19 protein-coding genes are annotated in these 20488 nt (G+C 64.7%); 6 read left to right on the top strand and 13 right to left on the bottom strand.

The window, feature by feature from the left end:
• Positions 1 to 48: 48 nt before the first annotated feature.
• Both phbB and ACZBJS_RS29205 read right to left on the bottom strand, forming a co-directional pair.
• Complete coding sequence (phbB, locus tag ACZBJS_RS29210; protein ID WP_016841131.1) at positions 49 to 774, bottom strand: acetoacetyl-CoA reductase; 726 nt, start codon at positions 772 to 774, stop codon at positions 49 to 51.
• Between the two features lie 168 nt (positions 775 to 942).
• Positions 943 to 2121: an acetyl-CoA C-acetyltransferase gene (locus ACZBJS_RS29205; protein WP_057015573.1), complete on the bottom strand. Its 1179-nt coding sequence runs from the start codon at positions 2119 to 2121 to the stop codon at positions 943 to 945.
• Between the two features lie 313 nt (positions 2122 to 2434).
• Here ACZBJS_RS29205 and phaR point away from each other — a divergent pair, with 313 nt between their 5' ends.
• Positions 2435 to 3025, top strand: coding sequence for a polyhydroxyalkanoate synthesis repressor PhaR (gene phaR / locus ACZBJS_RS29200; protein WP_057015574.1), 591 nt, complete (start codon positions 2435 to 2437; stop codon positions 3023 to 3025).
• 125 nt (positions 3026 to 3150) lie between these two features.
• Here the strand turns inward: phaR and ACZBJS_RS29195 are convergent, their stop codons facing one another.
• The 6 genes from ACZBJS_RS29195 to ACZBJS_RS29170 form a co-directional block, all read right to left on the bottom strand.
• A complete protein-coding gene (locus ACZBJS_RS29195; RefSeq protein WP_076824761.1) occupies positions 3151 to 3537 on the bottom strand; it encodes a RidA family protein in 387 nt (128 codons plus the stop codon).
• Positions 3538 to 3794: 257 nt separating this feature from the next.
• Entirely contained in the window at positions 3795 to 6128 is a 2334-nt protein-coding gene (locus ACZBJS_RS29190; protein WP_316398855.1) for an acetamidase/formamidase family protein, read from the bottom strand.
• Positions 6129 to 6210: 82 nt separating this feature from the next.
• Positions 6211 to 7452, bottom strand: coding sequence for an acetamidase/formamidase family protein (locus ACZBJS_RS29185; protein WP_316398854.1), 1242 nt, complete (start codon positions 7450 to 7452; stop codon positions 6211 to 6213).
• 40 nt (positions 7453 to 7492) lie between these two features.
• Positions 7493 to 9103 carry an amino acid ABC transporter permease/ATP-binding protein gene (locus tag ACZBJS_RS29180; protein ID WP_057015577.1) on the bottom strand — a complete coding sequence of 537 codons (1611 nt, stop codon included), beginning with the start codon at positions 9101 to 9103 and terminating at the stop codon, positions 7493 to 7495.
• Between the two features lie 32 nt (positions 9104 to 9135).
• Positions 9136 to 10029, bottom strand: a complete 894-nt coding sequence (locus tag ACZBJS_RS29175) for an ABC transporter substrate-binding protein (protein WP_076824695.1) — start codon at positions 10027 to 10029, stop codon at positions 9136 to 9138.
• A gap of 204 nt (positions 10030 to 10233) precedes the next feature.
• On the bottom strand, positions 10234 to 11931 hold the full coding sequence (locus ACZBJS_RS29170; protein WP_463439616.1) for an EAL domain-containing protein: 1698 nt from the start codon (positions 11929 to 11931) through the stop codon (positions 10234 to 10236).
• A 219-nt stretch (positions 11932 to 12150) separates the two neighbouring features.
• Here ACZBJS_RS29170 and ACZBJS_RS29165 point away from each other — a divergent pair, with 219 nt between their 5' ends.
• Positions 12151 to 12435: a hypothetical protein gene (locus ACZBJS_RS29165; RefSeq protein WP_463439615.1), complete on the top strand. Its 285-nt coding sequence runs from the start codon at positions 12151 to 12153 to the stop codon at positions 12433 to 12435.
• A gap of 7 nt (positions 12436 to 12442) precedes the next feature.
• Here ACZBJS_RS29165 and ACZBJS_RS29160 read toward each other — a convergent pair whose 3' ends face one another.
• The 3 genes from ACZBJS_RS29160 to mtgA form a co-directional block, all read right to left on the bottom strand.
• Entirely contained in the window at positions 12443 to 13081 is a 639-nt protein-coding gene (locus tag ACZBJS_RS29160; RefSeq protein ID WP_463439614.1) for a hypothetical protein, read from the bottom strand.
• 143 nt (positions 13082 to 13224) lie between these two features.
• Positions 13225 to 13410: a 50S ribosomal protein L32 gene (gene rpmF / locus ACZBJS_RS29155; RefSeq protein WP_021077536.1), complete on the bottom strand. Its 186-nt coding sequence runs from the start codon at positions 13408 to 13410 to the stop codon at positions 13225 to 13227.
• A gap of 160 nt (positions 13411 to 13570) precedes the next feature.
• Positions 13571 to 14242, bottom strand: a complete 672-nt coding sequence (gene mtgA / locus ACZBJS_RS29150; RefSeq protein ID WP_316398856.1) for a monofunctional biosynthetic peptidoglycan transglycosylase — start codon at positions 14240 to 14242, stop codon at positions 13571 to 13573.
• Between the two features lie 203 nt (positions 14243 to 14445).
• On the opposite strand from mtgA, the gene ACZBJS_RS29145 reads away from it, so the two are divergent.
• Together ACZBJS_RS29145 and ACZBJS_RS29140 are read left to right on the top strand one after the other, a co-directional pair.
• Positions 14446 to 15366: a polyprenyl synthetase family protein gene (locus ACZBJS_RS29145; RefSeq protein WP_076824685.1), complete on the top strand. Its 921-nt coding sequence runs from the start codon at positions 14446 to 14448 to the stop codon at positions 15364 to 15366.
• 18 nt (positions 15367 to 15384) lie between these two features.
• Complete coding sequence (locus ACZBJS_RS29140; protein ID WP_316398852.1) at positions 15385 to 16065, top strand: DUF1345 domain-containing protein; 681 nt, start codon at positions 15385 to 15387, stop codon at positions 16063 to 16065.
• 78 nt (positions 16066 to 16143) lie between these two features.
• Here the strand turns inward: ACZBJS_RS29140 and ACZBJS_RS29135 are convergent, their stop codons facing one another.
• Positions 16144 to 16578: a GFA family protein gene (locus tag ACZBJS_RS29135; RefSeq protein WP_253588279.1), complete on the bottom strand. Its 435-nt coding sequence runs from the start codon at positions 16576 to 16578 to the stop codon at positions 16144 to 16146.
• 250 nt (positions 16579 to 16828) lie between these two features.
• On the opposite strand from ACZBJS_RS29135, the gene ACZBJS_RS29130 reads away from it, so the two are divergent.
• Positions 16829 to 17203 (top strand): nuclear transport factor 2 family protein, encoded by a 375-nt coding sequence (locus tag ACZBJS_RS29130; RefSeq protein ID WP_016847513.1) that lies wholly within the window; start codon positions 16829 to 16831, stop codon positions 17201 to 17203.
• Between the two features lie 108 nt (positions 17204 to 17311).
• On the top strand, positions 17312 to 18919 hold the full coding sequence (locus ACZBJS_RS29125) for a Na+/H+ antiporter (RefSeq protein ID WP_316398851.1): 1608 nt from the start codon (positions 17312 to 17314) through the stop codon (positions 18917 to 18919).
• A gap of 157 nt (positions 18920 to 19076) precedes the next feature.
• On the opposite strand, the gene ACZBJS_RS29120 is transcribed toward ACZBJS_RS29125, so the two are convergent.
• Positions 19077 to 20417, bottom strand: coding sequence for a Rieske 2Fe-2S domain-containing protein (locus ACZBJS_RS29120; protein WP_463439613.1), 1341 nt, complete (start codon positions 20415 to 20417; stop codon positions 19077 to 19079).
• Positions 20418 to 20488: the final 71 nt, after the last annotated feature.

Here is a 20488-nt window from a genome sequence, read left to right as displayed (position 1 = left end):
ATTCGCTACTTGATTGTGCGCGCCTGCGATGCGACGACGCTACTCGCGTCAGGCGTGATACTGGCCGCCGTTCACCGTCAGCGTCGAGCCGGTGATGAAACCGGCATCGTCGGCGGCGAGGAACACCACGGCCCGCGCGATCTCTTCGGGTTCGCCGAGCCGGGCGACCGGAATCTGCGGGATCACGTTCTTCTCGAGCACGTCCTTCGGCACCGCCTGCACCATCTCGGTGTTGATATAGCCGGGGCAGATCACGTTCACGGTGATGCCGCCCTTGGCGTTCTCCAGCGCCAAGGCCTTGGTGAAGCCGATGTCGCCGGCCTTGGCCGCGGAGTAGTTGACCTGGCCGAACTGGCCTTTCTGGCCGTTGATGGAAGAGATCGAGATGACACGGCCGAACTTGCGGGCGCGCATGCCCTCGATCACCTGGCGCGTCATGTTGAACAGCGAGCCGAGGTTGGTGTTGATCACGGCATTCCACTGCTCGACCGTCATCTTGTGGAACGCGGTATCCTTGGTGATGCCGGCATTGTTGACGAGCACGTCGACCGGGCCGAGATCGGCCTCGACCTGCTTGACGCCAGCCGCGCAGGCGTCGAACGAGGCGACGTCCCACTTGTAGACCGGAATCCCGCTCTCCGCCTTGAACTTCTCCGCCGCGGCGTCATTGCCGGCGTAGCTCGCCGCCACCTTGTAGCCCGCCGCTTTCAGCGCCTTGCTGATCGCAGCTCCAATACCGCGCGTTCCGCCCGTCACCAATGCAACACGTGCCATGTCCGTTTCCTCCTTGGCCGTCTTTTATGACCGGATAACTCCGGCCTACGCACTCACAACCCCTCGAAACAAAAATGCCCGGCGCAAAGCCGGGCATCTTATTTATCAGCTCGCTTCGCGGTTGACAGATGATCTTTTCATCACCTAACCGGCCTCGCTGCCTTTTGTTCAGTCGCGTGCAACGCACATAGCGATGCCCATGCCGCCGCCGATGCACAGCGTCGCGAGGCCCTTCTTGGCATCGCGCTTCTGCATCTCGTGCAGCAGCGTCACCAGCACGCGCGCACCCGACGCGCCGACCGGATGGCCGATCGCGATCGCGCCGCCATTGACGTTGACCTTGGCCGGATCCCAGCCGAGGTCCTTGTTCACCGCGCAAGCCTGCGCCGCGAACGCCTCGTTGGCCTCGATCAGATCGAGGTCGGCGATGTTCCAGCCGGCCTTCTTCAGCGCGGCGCGCGAGGCGGGGATCGGGCCGGTGCCCATGATCTTGGGGTCGACGCCGGCCTGGCCCCACGACACGATGCGGGCCAGCACCTTCTTGCCCTGCTTGGCGGCTTCCTTGGCGGTCATCAGCACGACGGCGGCGGCGCCGTCATTGATGCCCGAGGCGTTGCCGGCGGTCACGGTGCCGTCCTTCTCGAAAGCCGCGCGGAGCTTGGCCATCGCGTCGAGCGTGGCGCCGTGGCGCGGATACTCGTCGGTGTCGACCACGATATCGCCCTTGCGGGACTTGATGGTGACCGGGACGATCTCGTCCTTGAACTTGCCGGCCTTCTGCGCCGCCTCGGCCTTGTTCTGCGAACTGACCGCGAACTCGTCCTGCTGCGACCGGGTGATCTGGTACTGCTTGGCGACGTTCTCGGCGGTGTTGCCCATGTGGTAGCCGTTGAAGGCATCCCACAGCCCGTCCTTGATCATGGTGTCGATCAGCTCGAGCCCGCCCATCTTGACGCCGCCACGCAGATATTGCGCGTGCGGGGCCATGCTCATGGATTCCTGGCCACCCGCGACGACGATCGAGGAATCACCGTTGAGCAGCGCCTGGTAGCCGAGCGCCACAGTGCGCAGGCCCGAGCCGCAGAGCTGGTTGACGCCCCAGGCCGGGCTTTCCACCGGGATGCCGGCCGCGATCGAGGCCTGGCGGGCCGGGTTCTGGCCCTGCGCGGCGGTGAGGATCTGGCCCATGATGACTTCGGAGACCTGACCGCCCTCGACGCCGGCACGCTCCAGCGCCGCCTTGATGGCGATGGCCCCGAGGTCATGGGCCGGCGTGGTGGCGAAAGCGCCGTTGAAGCTACCGACGGGGGTGCGGGCGGCGCTGACGATGACGACATCGTCTGACATGGACATCTCCTATGGGTTGTAGCTGGGTTTCTCGACGGCGGGCGGCCGATTTGGCGGGCCTGTCTCTTGACGGCTATCCTGTAAACCTCGTTGAGACATGTCAATCGCACTGTCGGGCAAATCGCGCCGCGACGCACTCAAAATGACGCCCTTGGCACTTTCCTGAGCAAATCCTATGCTTTGGAATTAACCGCACAGCACAAAACTGTAGCCGAACCGCTTTGAAAATGCTTACCTTTGCTGCGATGCGTTGCATTTTGCCCTGCGGCGATGCCGTAGGGTTCCAGGTTCTTCGGTGTTGAAGTGAGAGCCCATGGCAAAATCTGAACAACCGACCACGATCAAGAAATACGCGAACCGGCGGCTCTATAATACCGGGACGAGCACCTATGTCACGCTCGAGGATCTCGCGGCGATGGTGAAGGAAGGCGAAGATTTCCTCGTCTATGACGCCAAGACCGGCGACGACATTACCCGCTCCGTGCTCGCGCAAATCATCTTCGAGCAGGAAAACAAGGCCGGGCAGAACCTGCTGCCGACCACTTTCCTGCGCCAGCTGATCCGCTTCTACGGCGACAGTATGCAGATGGTGGTGCCGAAATATCTCGAACAGTCGATCGAGACGCTGACCAAGGAACAGGAAAAATTCCGCAAGCAGATCGCGGGCGCGCTGAGCGGGACACCGTTTGCGCCGCTGGAAGAACAGGTCCGCCGCAACATGGAGCTGTTCCAGCAGACCTTCTCGATGTTCAAGCCGTTCGTGCCGCAACGCGGTGGCGGCGAGGCCGACAAGGCGCCGGAGCCCACGCCCGATGACGGCAACATCGACGATCTTCGCCGCCAGATGAAGGACATGCAGGAACGCCTCGAGCGCATGTCGCAGCCGACGAAGAAGGACGAGTAGGTCTCGTTCAGGTCCGCTGCCGGCCCGGCCGGACCTCCGGCCGCCATCACTTCTGAAGTCCTGACGGCGGCTCTCGCCGACGTCGGGCGGTCTCCGTCTGGTCGAGCATACCCTCGCGGGCGCGTCTATGCAGGCCGGCGGCAGACGAGATCGATTTCGATCAACGCATCATAGGCGAGACCGGTGACGCCGACGCAGGTGCGGGCCGGCAGGCGGTCGGACGGGAAATAGCGGCGATAGGTCTCGTTCATCGCCGCATAATCTTCCTTGAAGCGCGTCAGATAGATGCGCGACATCACGATATGCTCGAGGCCGAGATCGAGGCCCGCAAGCACCACGCGCAGATTCTCCATCACCGCGCGGGTCTGCGCCACGATGCCCTCGGGCAATAGGCCGGGTGCGGCCGGCGTATCCGGCATCTGGCCGGTGACGAAAACGAAACCATCCGTCTCGACCGCGTGGCTGAACGGCGCGACCGGCTTCGGGCCGCCGGATATCATGTGAAACTGCAACGGCGTCTCCTCGCCTGCTCTTTGATGGATCATGATGCGCGTCTACGGCATCGCATCATGATCTCATGTCTTTGTTCGAGCATGATCTTTCACGCTCTAGTGTCCCGAATCCGAAGTTCGCATCATTTGCCGCACCTTCGGAGCGAACTTCGGATTCGATAAGGACACTAGCAAACTTATGATTCTAGTGTGCTTTATGAATGCGAAGTTCGTGAAAGTGGCTGCCGCGAAATCGCACGAACTTCGCATTCAGCACACTAGTTTTGCGGCGCGTGATCGAAGACGCGCTTGCTGAGAATGGCATGGACGCCCCAATTGCCGTCCACCACCTGCGTCACGCCGAAATCCACCGCCACCGACATCAGCGCGATCGCCTCGTCCTCGGTGAGGCCTTTGATGTTCATCAGGAAGCGCCGCATCTTGCGGAACGCATCCTTCATCGCGAGATCGAGCGACGAGGTCGCGTAGACCTCGCTCTGCCCCTTGGCGCCGAATTCGGCGAGATAGTTGGGATGACTGAAGCCCATCAGCACCCAGTCGGCTTCAGTCTCGATCAGCGGATAGGTAAGATCGGCGAAGGGCTGATTGGTAAGCTCGTTCTTCTTATGCAGGATGACCTGGAACGTGCCGGTCATCGAACATTCGATGGCGGTGCCGCCGAGTTCGCCGTCGCCCTGCGCAGCATGGGGATCGCCGACTGACAATAGCGCCCCCGGCACCGACACCGGCAGATAGACCGCCGAGCCCTTGCCGAGCCGCCAATTGTCGAGATTGCCGCCGAAATATGCGGGCGGGACGGAATCGACAAGCTCGGCCTCGCGTGGCGCAAGCGCGATGACTCCGAAATGCGGGCGCAGCGGAATGCGGATGCCGTCGAGCACGTCGTGGCGGCGCCGCACCGATGACGGCGGGATCGGAATGCCCGGATAGTCGTAAGTCTTGTGCAGCGTCCCGAACGGATCGGTCTGCGGCTCCCAGCGATAGGAATACAGCGCACGGGCATGCGGCGCGTCATCGTCGTCGACGATCTCGTAGATCGTCACCGCCTCATGGGCGTTCTGCTCGGCAAGGAACTCCTTGTAGTGATAGCCCCACCAGGCCGCGACGCTGCTGCCGAACACGCGGCCCTCGAAGTCCGGATTGCGGCTCGCGCGCGGCGCGATGTCGAGGATGCGGATTTCCAGTACGTCCCCTGGCTCCGCATCCTTCACGGCCACCGGCCCGGTGCAAATGTGAACGCCGAATCCCTCGCCGGCGCCGCGGCCGTAGATCGAGGCATCGAGCGGGCCGGCGCCGCGGCGATCGACGTTCTTCCGATCGCGCGTCCAGTGGAACACGCTCTCCGCGCCTGGATCACCCTTGATCATGCGCTCGGGATCGTCGGAGGCGTGCTGGGTCAGCGTCTCAATGGTGATGGTGTCGCCGGAGCCGATCTCGACCTGCGGCGGCAACGAATGGCTGAAATAGCCCCAATGCACGCGCGAGGCATCCGCGGCGAGATGGTGATGGCGCGGCGCGTCCGCGATCTCCACGTCGTGCGCGTTGAACGGCGCAGCCGTCCTGCGCGCCAGCGCTGCGCGCCGGCTGCACAGCTGCGCCAGCGCCTGTTGAGGCCAGCCACGTTGCACCGTGGCCGCGGATGCGGTCTGCCGCTCGGCTTCATGCTGGCGGAATTCGCGCGGCGACAGACCGAAGCGCTGGCGAAACGCGCGGCTGAAATGGGCAGAGTCGTTGAAGCCGACGCGGAACGCGATCTCGGAAATCGAACGATGCGCCTCGGCGGGATTCGACAGATCGGCCCAGGTGCGCTGCAGCCGACGTTCGCGCAGGTAATGCGTGAAACTGGTGCCGGCCCCCTCGAACAGCTTTTGCAGATAGCGTTCAGAAATGCCCTCGGCACTGGCGATTTTGACCGGCGTCAGATCGGGTTCCTCGAGGCTGCGTTCGACGGTCTGGCACAGGCGATGCAGCGTCGCTGCCTTGGAAGCGCCGCCGCCGCGATCGCCCGCCGTCTCGCCGTGCTGACGCATGAAGGTCGGCAGCAGATCGGCGAGACTTCGCGCCAGCGCCGTCCATTCGACATCGGACAGCGCGTCGAGATCGCGCGCGGCGAGCTCCATCATCTGCGCGAATACGCTGCCAAAGCCGCCGGGCTGGAGCACCCGCACCTCGCCGCCTTGCAACGTGGCGCGATGGCGATGTGCCGGTTCGGACGTCACCGACAGCACTACCGCGCGCATCTCGCGCTGGAACGACACGCTCCAGTCCCCTGCGCGTGGCAGCAAGAGAAGATGCCGCGCAGCAACGATCTGATAACCGGTGGTCGTCTTCAGCGCCACCCCGTCTTCGAGCGGCAGCAGCACCAGCGGATGATCGGCCACAGCATCCGTGCGCGGCGACACCGATTGTGGCCCTGCCGAAAGCCTGGCCAGCGTCACGCCCTGAAAGCTGCGCCGCACCGCGATGGCATGGCCGGCATGGGTGCTCGTGGCGACCGTGGGCTGCAAGCCGACCGACGCCAGGACGTCCCGCCACGCCTCGGGGCGGTCGCCTTCGGAGTAGGATTCACTCGTGAACGGACGCAACCTCATGCATCGACCTTTATGGCCGAAGCGAAGCAATCTCCGTGCCATCCCCAAGGATGACACGTCCTGCTCGGTGGCCGGCGCGTGATCAGTCACACCGGAACACGTTCTTGCGGATGGTCCCGTGCACGCCCCAATTGGCGTCGACCACCTGCGTCACGCCAAAATCTGCCCCCACCGACATAAGCGAGATCGCCTCGTCCTCGCTGAGCTTGTGCACCGTCATCAGGAAGCGCCGCATCTTGCGAAAGGCGTCGCGCATGGCGCGGTCGAGGCTGGAGTGATTGGCGATTTCGAGCTGCGCATTGGCGCCGAGCTCGGCGAGATAGTTCGGGTAGGTGAAGCCGTAGACCGACCAGGCGTCGGGGGTTTCCAGCATCGGATGCGTCAGGCCTTCGAGCTGTGTGCCGCCGAGATCGCGATGCTTGTGCAGGATGAATTCGAAATCGCCGGTGAGCGAGGTCTCGATCGCCGTGCCGCCGAGCTCGCTGTCGCCCTGCGCGGCATGCGGATCACCGACCGAAAAGAACGCACCGGGCACCGCAACCGGATAGAACATCTTGGCCCCCTTGCCGACGCGCCAGTCGTCGATGTTGCCGCCGGTATAGCTCGGCGGGATCGAGGAGACGAAATCCTGCTCCGACGGCGCGAGGCCCATGGTGCCAAAATGCAGCCGCGCGGGCACACGGACATTGCTCAGAACATTCTCACGCTTGACGACGGTGGCGTGATCGACGCGGACGCCGGGATAATCGATGGTCGGGTGCACGATGCCATCAGGATCGGTCTGCGGCGTCCAGACATAATTGTAGACCGCTTTGGCGAAGGGCTCACCCGACGCGTCGAGCTCGAAGATCGTCACCACCTCGCGCGGCTTCGGCTCTTCGATCAGGTCGTGATAGTGAAAGCCCCAATTGGCCGCGACGTTGGAGCCGAAGCATTTGCCGGCATGGCAGGCGTTGCAGGCCGGCCTCGGTCGCACGTCGAGAATGCGAACCTCCAGCACGTCGCCCGGCTCGGCGCCTTCGATCGCCACCGGACCGGTGAGCAGGTGCACGCCGACGCCTTCGCCGGAGCCGCGGATGAACGGCCCTTCGATGGGCCCCGAACCACGCCGCACCACCGCCTTGTGCTCGCGCGTCCATTTGAATACGCTCTCGGCACCCGGATCGCCCTCGATCATGCGCTCGTAATCGTCATTGGCGTGATGCGTCAGCGTCTCGATGGTCGCGCGGTCGCCGGACTTCAGCGTCAATGCCGGCGCCACGACCTTGCTGAAATAGCCCCAATGCACAGTCTTCGCAGATACCGGCAGCAGATGATGTTTCACGCAGGGGTCCTCACGCGGATGGAAACGGAACGGGTTCTATTCATGCGACCTCGGCCTCCATGGCATTGAGGAAACGCTGCGCGACCGGATTGCGCGGATTGCTCAGCACCTCGTCGGCCGGGCCTTCCTCGACGATCGCGCCATCCGCCAGCAGCACCACGCGATCAGCGACTTCACTGGCGAAGCGCAGTTGATGGGTTGAGATGATCATGGTGAGGCCGTCTTCCACCGCGAGGCGACGGATCACTTCAAGGACCTCATTGACGAGTTCGGGATCGAGCGCGGAGGTCGGCTCATCCAGCAACAGCACGCTGGGATTCGGCGCGATCGCACGGGCGATGGCGACGCGCTGCTGCTGGCCACCGGAGAGATGCCGCGGCAACGCATCGGCGCGGTGGCTGAGGCCGACGCGCCCAAGCAGTTCGGTCGCCCGGCGATCCGCATCGATGCGCGACACACCATGCACCCAGCGCAGCGGCCCGGCGATGTTCTCCTTCGCGGTGAGGTGACCGAACAGGTTGAACTGCTGGAACACCATACCGACACCGACCTCGGCGCGCGCCTGCGCCAACAGTCGCGGCGACAGCGCCTTGCCGCTATCGCTGAAGCCGAGCCGGCGACCGCCGACCTTGATGCTGCCGTCGTTCCAGAGTTCGAGATTGTTGATACAGCGGAGCAGCGTGCTCTTGCCGGAGCCGGACGGCCCGAGCAGGGCGACCACCTCGCCGATCCGCACCGTGAGATCGACGCCGGCGAGCACCATTTGCTTGTCATAGCTTTTGCGCAATGCGGCAACATCGACCGCCACATTGTTCCGCTTAAGGATCTCGTTGCGTTTGGCGCGATCGACACGCTCGGTCTGCGCCCGCGGCGGCGGCAATTCGGCGACACCGGCATCGGGCAAGATCTCGGGCGGCGCGTCCTCGGCCGCAATCAGCGGATCATCGAGTCCCTGCGCGCGATACCCCGGCATCATCCGCATCAGCTTGATCTGCTTCGATGCGCGGTCGAGATCGAACAGCCATTCGAGGAACAGCTGGATGCCGGCGATCGCCGCGGTAAGGAACAGATAGATCAGGCCCGAGGCGAAGAAGATCGAGAAGAAATCGAAAGTTGCCGACGCCATCTGGGTCGAACGCAACGTCAGCTCCTGCACGGCGATCACCGACGCCAGCGAGGAATTCTTCAGCGCGCTGACGGTCTCGTTGCCGAAGGCGGGGATCATCGAGCGGATCGCCTGCGGGGCGATGATCCGGCGCATCAGGACGCCGGGCGTCATGCCGAGCGCCTGCCCGGCCAGCACCTGGCCGCGATCGACGCCGAGCACGCCGGAGCGCAGCATCTCGGCGATGAACGGAGCTTCGTTGCAGGCCAGCGCGAGGCCGGCGGCGAGAATGGCCGGTAGCTTGATGCCGATCTGCGGCAGGGCATTATAGGCGAACACCATCTGCAGGATCAGCGGCGTGCCGCGAAAGATCACGGTGTAGACCCGGGCGAAGGACGCCAGCGCCCTGAAGCGGCTGAGTTGCATCCACGCCAGGATCACACCGAGGATCAGGCCGCCGAGCAGACCGAGGGCGGTGACCTGCAAGGTCGCCTGAATGCCCTCGATCATATACGGCATGGTCAAATAGTGGAGGAACAGCTCCATGGAGCATGTCGTCCTTTTGCCGGTGCTGGGGCCTACTTGACCGTCAGCAGACCGGGCTCGATCAGGTTCTCCGGATCGAGATTCCACTTCTTCAGCAACGCGAGCTGATCGCCCGATTTGTAGATCTCGGTCAGCGCCGCCTTCACGGCATCGCGGAAGGCCGGTTTGTCCTTGGGCACGCCGATGCCGACCTTGTACGGGATCGTCACCGCGATAGCTTTTTCGAGCTTGTCGGGATAGGCCTTCACCGCATTGTCGACGGTGTTGACGTCGTTGACATAGGTGTCGGCGCGTCCGGCCAGAATCGCCTGGATGCAGTTGGCGTTGTTGTCGTAGAGCTGAATGGTCGGCTCAGGCTTGCCCTCCTTCTTGCACTCCGGCACGAGCGCCTGGATCAGCGGAACTTCAACGTAGCCTGTGTTCTCGGCCGCTGCCGCACCGCACATCGAGGTGTTGATGCCGGAGATCTTCTTCGGATTGCCCTTGGCGACCAATACGCCGTCGAACACCTTCGAATAGGTGATGAAGTCGGCCGCCTTGGCACGCTCTTCCGTGGCGTAGATGTCGGAGATCACAATGTCGGCCTGACCACTGGACAGCGTGGTCAGAAGTGCGGCGAAGGTCACCGCCTTGTAGGTCAGCTTGAAGCCGAGGCATTCGCCGATCTGCTCGCCGAGATCGATATCGAAGCCGACATATTTGCTCGGATCCTTCGGATCGATCGACTCGTAGCCCGGCGTATGCGGATTGATTGCGTTGACGAGGGTCTTGCCCTTCCAGTCCGGATACTTTGCCTGCAGCTCCGCACAGGCGGCCGGCGCAGCTGCCCTGGCGTCGGTTGGAGCACCGACGCCCACAACGAGCAATGCCCCTAACGCTGCGATGTGCATGAGTTTGTACGCGCGCGGAAAAGATAACGTGACCATTCGATCCTCTTTCGACGTTGTCATGGCGCAAGCCACGGTCCAAACCTCGAAGAAGTAAACGGCGGTCTCCGGCGGAAAACTTGTCTGGGGACGCACAATTAATTGGATGAACTCCCGCCAAACCTTGGGCAGGACGCGCTCATATTTTGAGCAATCCCTTTCGCGGGTATCACGACCGATATTGTGAAGCGGCCTATGGCCGCTTCAGCCCGTGGCGGGCACGGGCTTCTCCGCCGACGCGTTCCACGGGCGGTCCGGCGAGGCGAGGCCGATCAGGCGGCCCTGGATGAAGTCGCAGCCCCATTCGCGCAGCATCACGGCGGCTTCCTCGTCCTGCACCCATTCGGCGACCGTCCTGATCTCGAGGCGGCGGGCGAGATCGATCAGCGTTTGCACGAAAGCGCGGTCGTCGGCCGAACGCACGATGTTCTGCACGAAGGCGCCGTCGATCTTCACGATGTCGACGCCGAGCTTGCGCAAGTTGCGGAACGAGGTGTAGCCGGCGCCGAAATCGTCGATCGCGATCCGGCTGCCGAAGTTCTTCAGGCGCGTGACAAAGCCGCGCACGTCGTCGATATCCTGGATCGCCACCGTCTCGGTGATCTCGACGATCAGCCGCTCGCCGACGCCGTGATGCGCGCGCATCAGGGATTCGATGGTGGCCCACCAGTCCGGATCCATCGTGGTGTCGGGCGAGATGTTGAGGCTGAGCTGTACGCCGGGAGCGGCAGCGAGCTCGGCGATGGCGAGCTCCAGCACACGGTGATCGACCAGCCGGATCAGGCCGAGCCGCTCGGCGACCGGCACGATATCGGGCGCGAGCAGCGCGCGGCCGTCGTCCTGCTCCATCCGGACCAGGCACTCGTAGAACGCGGGCTGCCGCAGGCGCGCATCGACCACGGGCTCGAAGCCGATCACGATGCGGCGCTCGTTCAGCGCGGTGACGATCTCGTCGGTGACGCGGATGTTGACGCGGCGCTGGGCGTCGCGCTCGACATTCGGCTTCCACAGCGCGAACGATCCGGCGCGGCGGCTCTTGGCCGCGTCCAGCGTCTCCTGGGCGCGATTGACCGCCTCCTCCGCCGACCGCGCATGGCGGGGAATGGTGACGGCGCCGATCGAGACCGTCACCGATACCGGGCCGGACTTGGTCGGCACCACCTCGTCGCGCACCGCGGCCAGGAAGCGCTCGGCCGCGACATTGGTGTCGTCGACGGTGCAGTTGCGCAGGATCAGGCCGAACTTGTTGCCGGTGAAACGGCCGAGCATGTCGCCGCTGCGCAGCCGCGCACGAATCCGCTTCGCGACCTCGGCGATGACGGCGTCGGCGACATCGAAGCCAAAGGCATCGTTGACCCGCGCGAGGTGATCGATGCCGATCAGCATGAAGGCGCAGGAGGCGCGGAAGCGCGCGCACTCCTCCATCGTCTCGGCGAGCGAGGCGATCAGATGGGTGCGGTTGAGCTCGTTGGTCAGCGGATCGTGCCGCGACAGCTTCAGCAGCTGCTCGTCGCGGGCGTGCCGTTCATTGTTGATGCGGACGACACCCTGCACGCGCGCCGGCCTGCCGTCGGCGCCGGCAAACCAGCAGCCGGTCTCCTCGATCCAGATCACCGGCGCCGAGGTGACGGCCCGCACGCCATATTCGATCCGGTAGGGAACGCCCTCCCCGCCGCGTACCGGCGCCGGCGCGGACTGGCCCAGCGCATCAGTACGAACCGAGCGCGATGGCTCGATCAGCTTTGCAAGCTCGGCACCGCTCGCCAGCGCCGCGACCGGGATATCCGGGAAGACTGCCGCCACATTGTCGCTCCAGGCGATCGCATCGCTCGCGAGGTCCCAGGCGAATGTCGCTTGGCCGAGCGAGGCGAGGATGCTGGCAGCTGGCGGGACAGGGGGCATCGAACATGTCTCGATTTGGGACGGCGCCCGGTGATTCTACACGCTCTCAAGATAGTGGTTCCGGCGAATCCAACGCTAGGTGAAGTTGATAAATAATCTGGAAACCACGTTTTCGACTGTCCGGGAACGAACTGGGGACGGCGGGCATGACCCTTGCCACAGGGGTGTTGCGGAGGGCCGCAACGTCCCAAACTATGACGCTCCAACGGGTCGCAGACGATGCCGGATATCGATCAATCGGAAATCCTCGACGGCGAGTGCACCGGCGATGCTGCGGCGGCCAGCACGGCGCTGGTGCCGCTGGCCGCGACCATCCATTGGGCGCCCAAGATCCCGCTGCCGCATGCCGATCCGTCGTTTGTGGCTCATCTGATCGCCACCGCCGCACACGAATCGCAGACGCGCGGGCAGCGGCGTGGGTCATTGGCCGACGCGCAGAGCGCTTACGGCCCGCATGTCGACGAACGCCGCAGCGTGGCGCGGCGGACCCGGCAGATCATCTAGGAAAATATCAGCGCTGCGGCGCGTCCGACGGCGGATGGCCGCCCGGCTGCAAATCCGGCGAGGTCACCGTCGGCTTTGGCGTGGACTGATCGAGTAGCACGGATTCCGCAACCGACGTCGCCGAGGGGACCGGTGCGGCCGGTGGCGGCGCGGCAGGCGCCGGCGCGGCGACAGGCGCGGGCTCAGGCCGGGGTGCCGGCTCCGCTACGGGTGCAGGTTGCGGTGCCTCAGCTGCCGCAGGGTGCGCCCTGCCGGCGCTGGGCGCCGGCGCGACCACCGCACGGCGGCGGGTGCGCAGCGCAATTCCGGAAATGAAATCGACCAGCGCCAGCAGCGTGAGCAGGCCATAGGTCGAGTTGCCGAATTTCGGCCAGAGCACGAATTCGGCAGCGGCGGCGCCGAACACGATCAGCGACAGCAGATGGTCGGTGAGATATTTCGCGCCGGGGCGCGCGCCCTTGATGACCTCGAGCAGCAACAGCAGCACGGCGGCGGCGAGCAGCATGTCGCTGAGCGTGATCTGCCACTGCTCGCCCGACAGCAATGTCAGCCTGATCAGCGGGTCGGTGAACGACACGCCGGGCATCAGGAAAGCGATGATGTTGTAGACCGCGAGCGGAACGAGCAGCAGCGGAAAACCGACCATCGGGGCTTGCGCCTTATTCAGGGAGAACCAGCAATGCGGCGATGCTCATTGGCCTCGCCGCGGACGCGCCCGTCTTGGCCGCACTCGTTGACCGAATTCAGGCGCCGCGCCGCATGGCTGCGGCGCGTAGGCCGAATGTCCGATCAGGACTCTTTCTTGGCCTTCAGGACCTGGCGGCCCTTGTACATGCCGGTCTTCAGGTCGAGGTGGTGCGGACGGCGCAGTTCGCCGGAGTCCTTGTCCTCGACATAGGTCGGGGTCTTGATCGCATCGGCCGAACGGCGCATGCCACGGCGCGACGGCGAGGTTTTTCTTCTGGGAACGGCCATGACGGTGTCCTCTAGGGGTGTTGCGGAGGCATCGTCCGAAATGGGGACGAGCGCACAGCGCTTCAAAGCGCCAGCTGCGATGCCGGTAAGGCCGCGCTTATAGAGGAAGGCACTGCGTAAAGCTAGGGCCGGAGACAGCAAAAAGCGTCCGAAATCGGCCTCAGGAGCCGCGATTTTCGCGCCAGCAGCGCGTCACGGAGTTGGCCCGGACCATATAGGTGGCGGACAGCCTGCGGACCCCCGGGCCGGGGTTCCGGGCGCTCCTCTTGACCGGATTCGGCAGGATCGCGGCCAAAAGCGCGGCCTCGCGGGCTGACAGCCCAGCGGCGGACCGGCCGAAGGCATATTGGGCGCCGGCTTCGGCGCCGAACTGGCCGGACGGGCCCATTTCCGCGATATTGAGGTAGATTTCCAGGATCCGCTGCTTGGGCAGCACGAGATCGATCCAGAGGGCCAGCGGCAGTTCCAGCCCCTTGCGGATCACGCTGCGGCCGGACCACAGGAACAGGTTCTTGGCGACCTGCTGGGTGATGGTCGAGCCGCCGCGAGCCACCTCGCCATCCTCGGCGTCGTCGAGCACCTCGCGCAGCGCGCCCCAGTCGATGCCCCGATGCTTGCAGAAATGAGCATCCTCCGAGCCGACCACGGACCGCACCAGATAAGGCGACATCGCGCCGAAATCGATCCAGTGCCGCGTCACCGGGGCCCCGCGCAGGGTCCGCCACGCCATCAGCGCCGAAACCGGATGGCCGGTGCGGTAGAACGGCGCCACCAGACACGGCAGCAACAGCAGGGCCAGCAAAAGCAGCAATAAAATTCGGACGATGCGCAAAACAGGGGTTTCCGGGGAGGACCATTCCAGGAAGGATTTGGGACCCGCCCGCCAGACAGAACACGGCCGGCGCCGTCGACGTCTGCGGGATAATTCACGGTTTTTCCAGCACTTTTAAGGCGCATTCCGTCGCAGGGCGGGAATTGACGAAGCCGATGCCATCAACGATTGTCCGGCCGAAAATCGATCTGGAGCAATTCTTAATGACGACCGGTACTGCAGAGTTTTCCAAGCGGCTGGACCAGACCGCGGAGGATACCGAAGCCCTGCTCGCCAAACTGCTGTCCGACGCGACCGAAAGCGACGAAATCGTGCGCCCGAAGCGGCTGATCGAGGCGATGCGCTATTCGAGCCTCGGCGGCGGCAAGCGGCTGCGGCCGTTCCTCGCGGTCGAGAGCGCCGCGGTGTTCGGCATCCCGCGCGAATCCGCGCTGCTGGTCGGCGCCGCGCTGGAATGCATCCACTGCTACTCGCTGATCCACGACGACCTGCCGGCGATGGACAATTCCGATCTGCGCCGCGGCCGCCCGACCCTGCACAAGGCCTATGACGACGCCACCGCGATCCTCGCCGGCGACGCGCTGCTCACCATCGCCTTCGACATCATCACCCGTGATGCGATCCACAAGGACGCCCAGGTCCGCCTGCTCCTGACCCGCGCGCTGGCGCGCGCCTCCGGCGTCGGCGGCATGGCCGGCGGCCAGATCCTCGACCTCGCCGGCGAAGGCCGCTTCGGCGACCGCGAGCCGGTCGACGTCGCGCGCCTGCAGCAGATGAAGACCGGCGCGCTGCTCCGCTTCGGCTGCATCGCCGGCGCGATCCTCGGCCAGTCCTCGCAAAAGGAGTACCAGGCGCTCGACGATTACGGCAAAGCACTCGGTGAAGCCTTCCAGATCGCCGACGATTTGCTCGACGTCGAGGGCGATGCTGCCGCGCTCGGCAAGCCGGCCGGCGCTGACGCCGCGCTCGGCAAGACCACCTTCGTCACCCAACTCGGCATCGATGGCGCCAAGCAGCGCGTCCGCGATCTCCTCGCGCGTGCCGACGCCGCGCTGTCGGTGTTCGGCGACCGAGGCGACGTGCTGCGCGCGGCCGCCCGCTTCGTCGCCGAGCGCAAGAACTAGCCGAGAGCACAGCGCGAAATGAACAAGGAGATCGACGACCGCCTTGTTCGCTTCCGCAAGCTGCCGCTGCCGGTCCGCGTCGTCGTGGGCCGGCCGCGCACCTTCGGCTCGATCGCTTTCGGTATCCTGGCTGCGCTGCTGGTGCCGGGAGCACCGCGCATCGTCACGCGGCTGCTCGCGGGCTGGGATGCCTTCGCCGCGCTGTATCTCGTGCTTGCCTATGTGATGATGCTGCGCTGTGGCGTCGCCCATATCAAGCGAAGCGCCATCCTGCAGGACGACGGACGTTTCCTGATCCTGCTGCTGACCGCGTTCGGCGCGCTGGCGAGCCTCGCCGCCATCGTGTTCGAGCTCGGCGCATCGAAGGGCAGCTCGGCGGGACTGGCGCTGGCAATCGTCACCATCACGCTGTCATGGGCCTTGGTGCACACCGCGTTCGCGCTGCACTACGCCCATGAGTATTACCGCGGCAAGACGCCCGGCGGATTGCAGTTTCCGAGCGGCGAGGAACATGCCGACGCCGATTACTGGGACTTCGTCTACTTCTCGTTCGTGATCGGCATGACCGCGCAGGTCTCCGACGTCGGCATCACCGACAAGATCATCCGCCGCACCGCGACCGTGCACGGCATCATCTCGTTCGTGTTCAACACCGCGCTGCTCGCCCTGATGGTAAACATCGCCGCGAGCGCGATCTAGCCGCGCCGCCTGATGAGATGCCGTGCGCAAGGCGGTCGGCAAGGAGCACAAGCAGCACGCCGATGACGTCGCGCGGATTTATTCCCCGCCTTGCGTCACGTGCTCCTGATATTGCGGCAGATCGTCCGTTATCGCGTACCACGGCGCCTTGGAGCCGACGAAGATGTGGGCGGTCGGCCGGATCGCCGGCGCATCGAGCAGCGTGCCCATCGCGACATGGACATAGGCGCCGTCGCGGACCTGCGAATAGAGCAGCGAGCCGCAGCGGCCGCAATGCGCGTCGTGGGTGAGCTCATCGCCATAGATCAGGAGCTCATCAGCGCCGCTGACCACGGTGAATTTGTCGCGCGCGATTCCCGCGAATGGCTTGAACGCCGATCCCGTGGTGCGCCGGCAGTTCGAGCAGTGACAATTGAGCGCATAGGCAAACGCGTCGGCCACCTCGTAGCGCACGTCGCGGCAGAAGCATTCGCCGGTCAGGATATGTTCGTTCGAATTTGCAGATGCGGTCACAACTCGTCCCTCACGCAGAATTTTGTCGCCGGCCATGGCGCAATCTAGCGGTTCATGGCTAAATCCTAGCATTGTGTCTCTGACAGTCCATTCCGTCATTCCGGGGCGCGACGAAGTCGCGAACCCGGAATCCAGAGGTTGTGGATCGAGATTCCGGGTTCTCGCTTCGCGAGCCCCGGAATGACACTGAGTGAATCACGCGTCAGAGACGCAACACTAACAGATCAAACCCTGCCGGGAGGACCAACCAATGAGCCAAGATCGATCCAGCGTCGAAAGCGTCGTGCAAACCTATTTCGACGGTCTCTACGAGAGCAATGCCGACAAGCTCGCCGAGGCTTTTCATCCGAGCGCCGATTTGCGCTGGGTGGAGAAGGGCGAGCTGAAGGTCCTGACCGTGCCGGACTGGCTTGCCCTGGTGCGCAAGCGCACCTCGGCGAAGGCCGAAGGCAAGCCGCGCGAGGATTTTATCGTCACCATCGACCGCTCCGACGACAACACCGCCTTCATCAAGGTGCGCTGCCAGCTGCCGCCGCGCTATTTCACCGACTATCTGGTGGCGATGAAGCTCGCCGACGGCTGGCAGATCGTCTCGAAGTCGTACCGCTACGACCTCAGGGATTGATCGACCGGGCGCGGCGCGCCCGCGACGGCTTTGTGACACGCCCCCCGCGGTCCGGCTCCGGCCGGACCGCATTGACTGGCACCGGTTTCCGGGCGAATTGAGCCCGTTATGGAAGCCAAATTTCAGATTTTTCTCACTTTGCTCGGCGTGCTGGCGGGAACCGCCCTGGTGGCGCGGCGGACCGATATCGCGCCCGCGATCCTGCTGCTGCTGGTCGGCATCGTGCTCGCCTTCGTGCCGGGCATGCCGTCGCTGGAACTGCCGCCTGAGCTGGTGCTGCTGGTGGTGCTGCCGCCGCTGATCTATTCGGCGAGCGTCGCGATGAGCTGGCGCGAGTTCAAGGCCAACCTGCGGCCGATCATCCTGCTGTCGGTCGGCTGCGTGATCTTCACCGCCTTCATGGTCGCGGCCGCGACCCATTATCTGATCGGCCTGCCCTGGAGCATCGGCTTCCTGCTCGGCGCCATCGTCGCGCCGCCTGACGTGGTCGCGCCGCTGGCGATCGCCCGCAGGCTCGGCATGCCCCGCCGCATCCTGGTGGTGCTCGAGGGCGAAGGGCTCGCCAATGACGCGACCGCGCTGATCCTCTACCGCTTCGCGCTCGCCGCGATCACCACCGGGCTGTTCTCGCTGCCGAAGGCGACCGGCACTTTCCTCGTCATCGTCGCCGGCGAGATCGCGTTCGGCACCGCGGTCGGCTGGCTCAGCCTGCGCGCCCGCCGCCGCGCCAGGGATCCGCAGGTCGAGATCACGCTGTCGCTGATCACGCCCTACCTCGCCTACTGGATCCCCGAGCATTTCGGCGGCAGCGGCGTGATCGCGACCGTCGCCTGCGGCCTCTACATGAGCTGGAACGGACCGCTGTTGATCTCGGCCGCGACGCGCCTGCAGGGCATCTTCTTCTGGGACTTGATCATCTATCTGATCGAGGGCCTGCTGTTCCTCTTGACCGGCTTCCAGATGCGTTCGCTGTACGAGAAGTCGAAGTCGTTCCCGCTGCACGACATCCTCACCGCGACCGTGCTTGTCGCCGTCATCGTGATCGTGGCGCGCTTCGTCTGGGTGTTTCCCGGCACCTATCTGCCGCGCTGGATCAGCCGACGCGTGAGCGAGCGCGATCCGCTGCCGTCGGGGCGGGCGGTGTTCGTGGTCGCCTTCACCGGCGTGCGCGGCGCGGTCTCGCTCGCCGCGGCGCTGGCGCTGCCGCTGACATTGCCGAGCGGAGACGCCTTCCCGTATCGCGACCTGATCCTGTTCGTCGCCTTCGGCGTGATCTTCGTGACGCTGGTCGGGCTCGGCCTCACTCTGCCACCGGTGGTGCGCTGGCTCGGCCTCGCCAGGGACGGGCGCAGCGAGCACATCGCCGAGCACGAGCAGGAGATCGCGGCGCGGCGCGAGGCGCTGAACGCCGCGCTGAAGTCGCTCGATGCCATCACCGACGACCGCGAGCTTTCCGACGAGGTGATCAAGCTTTTGCGCTCACGGCACGAGATCCGGATCAACCAGCTGCCCGACTCGCTCAATCCCGACACGCACGACGTTTCCGCCACCGGCACCGAGCTGACGCGGGAGCTGATCGCCTCCGAGCGCAAGTTCATCCACATGCTGCTGCGCGACGGCAAGATCACCGACGAGACAAGGCGCCGGATCGAGCGCGACCTCGACCTCGAGGAAGCCAGCCTCGCCAACCGCGAGTATCGCAGGATGCCGCTGTAGCGCGTGAAGCGCGCGGTATCCCTCCCCACGTCGTCCCGGCGCAGGCCGGGACCCATAACCACCGTCGCTGGCTTGGCGAAGGTTCGGGCCACAGCGCATCTCAACAATATCCAACGGTGGTTATGGGTCCCTGCTTTCGCAGGGACGACAGCAGAGATTACTCCGCCGCGGCGTTCTGGCCGGGACCGCCGACGAAGCCGGCGGGATCGCCGAACCGCTCGATCATGACGGCGGTGAGGTCCTTGGTCTTGCTGGTGACGCAGGCGCCGGAGCGCACGGTGTAACGGTCCTGATGCTGAGCATGCGGCGGCGCCTCGCCCTTTTGCAGCGCGCGGGCCGCCTCCATGACCAGCTTGCGGAAATGCATGATGCCGAGATCGGTCGGGCCGAGATGCTCGCGGGTACGGTCGGCGATCGGGCCCTGGCTGTCCTGCACCGCGGCGTCCTGCTCGGAGACGCCCTTGATGCCGGTGTAGCTCTTGGTCCGCTGCAGCTTGCGGTCGATCAGATAGTCGTTGGCCTTGTTGCGCAGCGGCACGTAGTTCTCGTCGACGACAGCCATCACGCCGTTGCCGTTGGCGTAGCCTTCGCGCTCGGCATCGGTCAGCGGCCGGTGGGGATTCCACGCATAGGTGTAGATCCAGCAATTGGTGTCGGTGACCGGCACGAAGGTCTGGCCGAACATGTTCTCGCCCGGCATCGAGCTCGGCGCGTAGCTGTGGAACGGCATCAGGAACTGGGCGATGCGCCAGTAGATGTTGTCGCTGCCGGTGAGCCGTCCGCCCGCCACCGTGAGGCCGGCCTCATGCGGATTGATCTTGATCACCGGGCGCGGGTCCTCGGCGATCCAGCGCATGTGATCGGTCGCGACCCGGGTCAGCGGGTTCACGAAATGCTTCTTGATGTCGAGGATCTCGTTCTCCTCCTTCTCGAAGGAGAGATGCGCGAAGGTGAAATGCGCGGTGTCGATCGAGCCTTCCACCGCCTGCACCCAGTTGCAGTCCTGCCACTTCTTGGTGACGAAGCGGTGCGAGGCCGGCAGCAGCGCCATCTCCAGCGCCGGCAGTTCTGGCATCTGATCGGCCGGGCCCATATAGGCCCAGATCATGTCGCCCCATTCGCGCACCGGATAGGACTTGATCCGGATCAGGTCCTTTGCGTTGAGGTCGGGATACGAGGTCGGCATATCGACGCAGCGGCCGTCGGTATCGAACTTCCAGCCGTGATAGACGCAGCGGATGCCGCATTCCTCGTTGCGGCCGAGCCAAAGATTGGCGCCGCGATGCGCGCAGTACTGGTCGATGACGCCGACCACGCCTCTGGTGTCGCGGAAGGCGAGCAGCTCCTCGCCCATGACAACGATCTTCTTCGGGTCGCTGTCCGGCTCCGGCAGTTCCTCGGACAGCAGCACCGGAATCCAGAACCGCCGCAGCAATTCGCCCATGCCGGTCCTCTCACCGGATTCGGTGAGGAATTTGTTGTCCTCGGCGCGAAGCATGGGCGGTCTCCCGATGGCATTTTTTCAGTTCGTAGTTCGTAGGATGGGTGGAACCAACGCAGCACGCAATT

The sequence above is a fragment of the Bradyrhizobium sp. KZN70725 genome, assembly GCF_055264925.1.
Note: the sequence above shows the minus strand (reverse complement) of the source record. Positions and strands in the feature narration are given on the sequence as shown.

Excerpts from the sequence above, each read along its gene's own strand:
- phbB (WP_016841131.1), bottom strand. The coding sequence starts at position 774 with ATGGCACGTGTTGCATTGGTGACGGGCGGAACGCGCGGTATTGGAGCT.
- ACZBJS_RS29205 (WP_057015573.1), bottom strand. The coding sequence starts at position 2,121 with ATGTCAGACGATGTCGTCATCGTCAGCGCCGCCCGCACCCCCGTCGGT.
- phaR (WP_057015574.1), top strand. The coding sequence starts at position 2,435 with ATGGCAAAATCTGAACAACCGACCACGATCAAGAAATACGCGAACCGG.
- ACZBJS_RS29190 (WP_316398855.1), bottom strand. The coding sequence starts at position 6,128 with ATGAGGTTGCGTCCGTTCACGAGTGAATCCTACTCCGAAGGCGACCGC.
- ACZBJS_RS29180 (WP_057015577.1), bottom strand. The coding sequence starts at position 9,103 with ATGGAGCTGTTCCTCCACTATTTGACCATGCCGTATATGATCGAGGGC.
- ACZBJS_RS29175 (WP_076824695.1), bottom strand. The coding sequence starts at position 10,029 with ATGGTCACGTTATCTTTTCCGCGCGCGTACAAACTCATGCACATCGCA.
- ACZBJS_RS29170 (WP_463439616.1), bottom strand. The coding sequence starts at position 11,931 with ATGCCCCCTGTCCCGCCAGCTGCCAGCATCCTCGCCTCGCTCGGCCAA.
- ACZBJS_RS29165 (WP_463439615.1), top strand. The coding sequence starts at position 12,151 with ATGCCGGATATCGATCAATCGGAAATCCTCGACGGCGAGTGCACCGGC.
- ACZBJS_RS29160 (WP_463439614.1), bottom strand. The coding sequence starts at position 13,081 with ATGGTCGGTTTTCCGCTGCTGCTCGTTCCGCTCGCGGTCTACAACATC.
- rpmF (WP_021077536.1), bottom strand. The coding sequence starts at position 13,410 with ATGGCCGTTCCCAGAAGAAAAACCTCGCCGTCGCGCCGTGGCATGCGC.
- ACZBJS_RS29145 (WP_076824685.1), top strand. The coding sequence starts at position 14,446 with ATGACGACCGGTACTGCAGAGTTTTCCAAGCGGCTGGACCAGACCGCG.
- ACZBJS_RS29140 (WP_316398852.1), top strand. The coding sequence starts at position 15,385 with ATGAACAAGGAGATCGACGACCGCCTTGTTCGCTTCCGCAAGCTGCCG.
- ACZBJS_RS29130 (WP_016847513.1), top strand. The coding sequence starts at position 16,829 with ATGAGCCAAGATCGATCCAGCGTCGAAAGCGTCGTGCAAACCTATTTC.
- ACZBJS_RS29125 (WP_316398851.1), top strand. The coding sequence starts at position 17,312 with ATGGAAGCCAAATTTCAGATTTTTCTCACTTTGCTCGGCGTGCTGGCG.
- ACZBJS_RS29120 (WP_463439613.1), bottom strand. The coding sequence starts at position 20,417 with ATGCTTCGCGCCGAGGACAACAAATTCCTCACCGAATCCGGTGAGAGG.